Origin of the sequence: Micromonospora sp. CV4 (assembly GCF_003667455.1) — a bacterium.
Lineage (GTDB): Bacteria > Actinomycetota > Actinomycetes > Mycobacteriales > Micromonosporaceae > Micromonospora.
Window position 1 is genome coordinate 1 of sequence record NZ_RCVI01000324.1, and the last position, 4,646, is coordinate 4,646.

The following is a 4,646-nucleotide window of genomic DNA, read 5'->3' on the forward strand; positions in this document are numbered from 1 at the left end:
GCACCACCGCGCCCACCACCGCCATCAGCACCAGCACGGAGAGCACCTCGAACGGCAGCACCCACGACCGGAAGATCTGCTCCCCCAGCCGCTCCGCGGTGCCGGCGCCAGCGCCGGGCAGCTCAACCGTGCTCCACCGGTACGCGTCGACCAGCAGGACGGTCAGCCCCAGCCCGGCGCCGCCGCCGATCAGCGCGGCCGGCCAGCCCGGCCGGTCCAGGTCGTCGGAGGCGCCGATCGGCGCCCGGGTCAGCATCACCGCGAACAGCAGCAGCACCACCACCGCGCCCACGTAGATCAGCACCTGCACCCAGGCCACCAGCTCGGCGCCGAGCACGAGATAGTCGCCGGCCAGCGCGCCCAGACAGACCACCAGGTAGAGCCCGGCCCGGACCAGGTGTTTCGTGGTCACCACCAGCACACCGGCGCCGACCGCCACCGCGCCGAGGGCGAGCAGCAGCACATCAGCGCCGGTCACCGGGCCACCCTCCCGGTTCGCGTCGCCGCGCGCCGCGCCGTCACGACGCCGGACCCGGGTCGGCGCCGGGCTCGGGGCGTACCGCCGGTGGGGCCGGACGTGCGGCGGCCGCCTTGCGCGCGGCGGCGGTCTCCTCCTTGGCCGGCTCGCCGTTCGGGTCGTGCGCGGGCGGCGGCGGGACGGTGGCCATCCACTGACCGAGGTGGTCCTTGTCGTGCAGCAGGTCCTTGATGTCGTACTCGGCGTACTCGAACTCGGGCGACCAGTAGAGCGCGTCGAACGGGCAGACCTCGATGCAGATGCCGCAGTACATGCAGAGCGAGAAGTCGATGTCGAACTTGTCGAGCACGTTGCGCTGACGGGGGCGGGCGGCGCCGGGCACCGCCACCTCCTCCTTGTGCGAGTCGATGTAGATGCACCAGTCCGGACACTCGCGGGCGCAGAGCATGCAGACCGTGCAGTTCTCCTCGGACAGCGCGATCACGCCGCGGGAGCGGGGCGGCAGCTCGGGGGCGACGTCCGGGTACTGCTGGGTGGTCGAGCGGCTGGTCATCGTCTTGAGGGTGACCGCCAGCCCCTTCACCAGACCCGCGCCGGGGAGGCCGCGCTCGGTGCCACCGGCCGCGCCGCCGTGCTCGCTGGGGTCGTTCATGTCGACCATCCTGCCCTGTGGCCCCCGCGCGCGCGACCACCACCCGTGGGTCGACGGCGGTACCGTGGTCGCGGGGAGAACGACGCACCTGGAAGGACCCGCCATGACCGCCGCGCTGCAGAGCGACTACCCGCCCGAGGGCGGGTGGACGACAGACGATCTGGATGCGCTGCCCGAGGATGGCCGCCGCCGGGAACTGCTCGATGGAGTGCTGCTGATGTCCCCCTCCCCCACCCGCACGCACCAGACCATCGCCGGCCGCCTGATGGTCGCGCTCGAAGCAGACTGTCCCGACGGGTACGACGTCACCCAGGGCGTCGAGGTGCGGATCAACCGCACCCGCTCCTTCATCCCCGACGTGCTGGTCACCACGGCGGCCGCGGCGGCGCGTGAGCCGTCGCGGTACGAGCCGCACGAGGTGGTGCTCGCCGTCGAGATCGTCTCCCCGAGCACCCGCTCGATCGACCGGGTGCTGAAGCCGGCCCTCTACGCCCAGGCCGGGATCCCGTTCTACTGGCGGGTCGAGACGGAGGAAGGCGCGCTGGAGGTCCTCACATACCGGATCGACGCGGTGAACGAGGTCTACACCGAGACCGGGCGGTGGACGAAGTTCGTCGACACCGGCGAGCCCTTCCCGATCAATCTGCCGATCAGCCGGATCACGCCCCGGAGCCGGTGACGCCGCCAGTGGGCGGGAGCATCTCGACGCCGAGCTGCTGGAGTAGTTGGAACAGCTCGTTGCAGCTCCACACCTCGACGATCCGGCCCGCCGCGTCGAAGCGCAGGAACGTCGCCCCGGAGTAGCTGACCACCTGCCCGGTCGGCGGCACCGGCCCGAACTGCCCCGCCTGGGTGCCGGCCGCCCGCCAGTGCACGGCCACCCGCTTGCCGGCGGCCACCACGTCCACGATCTTGTAGCGCAGATCCGGGAAGGCCGACCGCCGCTCCCGGTGCCAGGCCAGCGTCGCCTCCGGCCCGGTGCCGCCCAGCCCTGGGCATTCCTCGGCGATCAGCTCGTACGCGGACTCCTCCCGGCGGGCGTTCCACACGTCGGCGATGAGACGCCGGGCCGCCGCCTCCACATCCGTCATGCCGGCAGGTTAACCGTCGCCGTCGCACCGGGCCCGGTCCCGGCCGGGACGCGGGACCGCAGCCGGGATCGGATCGGGACGTGGGACCGGCGGTCAGGTTGGGCAGCGGCGAGCCGCCGGGCCGGAGATCAGCGAGGATGGGAACCGAAGACGATTCCGGACCGGGAGGGCGACGTGGGCGAGGAAACAGGCGGGAAGTACGTCGAGCCGGGCGGTGAGTTCACCCGGGACCAGCGGTACATCGCCACCCGGATCACGGCGGACGGGCGGGACGGGTACCCGGTGGAGCCGGGCCGGTACCGGCTGGCGGTCAGCCGGGCCTGCCCGTGGGCCAACCGCCTGATCATCGTGCGGCGGCTGCTCGGTCTGGAGGACGCCATGTCGATGGCGGTGGCCGGCCCCACCCACGACGCCCGCAGCTGGACCTTCGACCTCGACCCGGGCGGCCGGGACCCGGTACTCGGCATCGAACGCATCCAGGAGGCGTACTTCAAGCGCTTCCCCGGCTACGAGCGGGGCATCACCGTGCCGGCGATCGTCGACGTGCCGACCGGGCAGGTGGTGACCAACGACTACGCGCAGATGAGCCTCGACCTGTCCACGCAGTGGGGCCCGTACCACCGCGAGGGCGCGCCGCAGCTCTACCCCGACCACCTGCGGGCGCAGATCGACGAGGTCAACGACGTGGTGTTCCGGGACGTCAACAACGGCGTCTACCGGTGCGGCTTCGCCGGCAGCCAGGAGGCGTACGACAAGGCGTACCACCGGCTGTTCGACCGGCTGGACTGGTTGTCCGGACGGCTGACCAACCAGCGCTACCTGGTCGGCGACACCATCACCGAGGCCGACGTGCGGCTCTTCACCACACTGGTCCGCTTCGACCCGGTCTACCACGGCCACTTCAAGTGCAACCGGCAGAAGTTGACCGAGATGCCGGTGCTCTGGGCGTACGCCCGGGACCTGTTCCAGACCCCGGGGTTCGGGGACACCATCGACTTCGACCACATCAAGCAGCACTACTACGAGGTGCACCGGGACATCAACCCGACCGGGATCGTCCCCCTCGGCCCCGACCTGTCCAACTGGCTCACCCCGCACGGCCGGGAATCGCTCGGCGGTCGCCCGTTCGGCGACGGGACGCCGCCACCGCCCCCGGCGGAGCCCGTCGATCCCGCGCACACCCCGCTGCGCTGAGCGGTCCGGTACGCCCTCCAGCGCGGCGGAGGTGGCCGGCGCTGGAGGTGGTCGTAAGACGCTTTCGAGCTGACCTACAGGGCGATGCGGACGGCAGCCGTGAGGACCAGCTGCGCGAGGGAGGCCGGCACCAGCACCAGCCAGCAGAGGCGTTGGAGCTGGTCCTCGCGCAGCCGCGGGTAGGACACCCGGAGCCAGATGATCACGAAGGCCACGGCGAAGACCTTGAGCAGCGTCCAGAGCCAGCCCAACTGGTCGTCGGCGAACGGGCCCTGCCAGCCGCCGAGGAACAGCACCGTGGTCAGCGCCGCGATCACCACGATGCCGACGTACTCGGCGAGCAGGAAGAACGCGAAGCGCAGGCCCGTGTACTCGGTCATGTACCCGAAGACCAGCTCGGAGTCGGCCACCGGCATGTCGAACGGGGGCCGGCGGATCTCGGCGAGGCCGGCGACGAAGAAGATGATCATCGCGGGCGCCTGCCAGAGCAGCCACCACGGTTGCCACGCCGCGACGATGCCGGAGAGGCTGAGCGTGCCCGCCGCCATCGCCACCGAGGCTGCGGCCAGCACCAGCGGCAGCTCGTAGCCGAGCAGCTGGGCCGCCCCGCGCAGCCCGCCGAGCAGGCTGTACTTGTTGGCCGACGCCCAGGCCGACATGAGCACCGCCACCACGCCGACGCCGACCACGGCCAGCACGAAGAACAGGCCGATGTCCAGCGGCTGCCCGACCAGGTCGTTCGGGCCGAGCGGGATGACCAGCAGCACCAGCAGGTAGGGCACCAGGGCCACCGCCGGCGCCAGCCGGAACACGGCCCGGTCGGCCTCACGCGGGGTGATGTCCTCCTTCTGCACGAACTTGACCCCGTCAGCCACGAGCTGCGCCCAACCGTGGAAGCCGCCCGCGTACATCGGGCCGAGTCGGCCCTGCATGTGCGCCATCACCTTGTGCTCGGCCTGCCCCACCAGCAACGGCAGGGTGAGGAACGCGACCAGCACGCCGCCCACCCGCAGCACCAGCTCCACCCAGAGCGGCATCAGGCCGTACCCCCGTCGTCGGTCCGGTCGCCGCGCGCCGGCGGGTCCGCGACCGGGTCGCCCGGGTTCGCGCCGGGCGCCGGTTGGTCGGACGCTGCCGGGCCGTCGGCGACGCCGGCAGACCGGGGAGTACGCGCCGGACGGGCCCCCGGAGCGGGCCGCGCCGGCCGCTCACCGGCCGGTCTGGCCGGGGT

6 protein-coding genes and 1 pseudogene are annotated in these 4,646 nt (G+C 72.1%); 2 read left to right on the top strand and 5 right to left on the bottom strand.

Annotation, left to right across the window (positions count from 1 at the left end):
• On the bottom strand, window positions 1–478 hold a 478-nt coding region (locus tag EAD98_RS22930), incomplete at its 3' end, for an NADH-quinone oxidoreductase subunit J (protein ID WP_147457470.1).
• 40 nt (window positions 479–518) lie between these two features.
• On the bottom strand, window positions 519–1,139 hold the full coding sequence (locus EAD98_RS22935) for an NADH-quinone oxidoreductase subunit I (protein ID WP_121656082.1): 621 nt from the start codon (window positions 1,137–1,139) through the stop codon (window positions 519–521).
• Between the two features lie 94 nt (window positions 1,140–1,233).
• Between EAD98_RS22935 and EAD98_RS22940 the strand changes: the two genes are divergently transcribed.
• Entirely contained in the window at window positions 1,234–1,809 is a 576-nt protein-coding gene (locus EAD98_RS22940) for a Uma2 family endonuclease (RefSeq protein WP_121656083.1), read from the top strand.
• Here EAD98_RS22940 and EAD98_RS22945 read toward each other — a convergent pair.
• Window positions 1,790–2,221, bottom strand: a complete 432-nt coding sequence (locus EAD98_RS22945; RefSeq protein WP_121656085.1) for an ester cyclase — start codon at window positions 2,219–2,221, stop codon at window positions 1,790–1,792. The two genes, EAD98_RS22940 and EAD98_RS22945, sit on opposite strands and share 20 nt — an antisense overlap.
• 174 nt (window positions 2,222–2,395) lie before the next feature.
• On the opposite strand from EAD98_RS22945, the gene EAD98_RS22950 reads away from it, so the two are divergent.
• Entirely contained in the window at window positions 2,396–3,415 is a 1,020-nt protein-coding gene (locus EAD98_RS22950; protein ID WP_233583929.1) for a glutathione S-transferase family protein, read from the top strand.
• A 74-nt stretch (window positions 3,416–3,489) separates the two neighbouring features.
• On the opposite strand, the gene EAD98_RS22955 is transcribed toward EAD98_RS22950, so the two are convergent.
• Both EAD98_RS22955 and EAD98_RS31660 read right to left on the bottom strand, forming a co-directional pair.
• Entirely contained in the window at window positions 3,490–4,452 is a 963-nt protein-coding gene (locus EAD98_RS22955) for a complex I subunit 1 family protein (RefSeq protein WP_121656084.1), read from the bottom strand.
• A pseudogene (locus EAD98_RS31660) lies at window positions 4,452–4,646 on the bottom strand (NADH-quinone oxidoreductase subunit C); the annotation flags it as partial. The gene EAD98_RS22955 and the pseudogene EAD98_RS31660, both read right to left, overlap by 1 nt.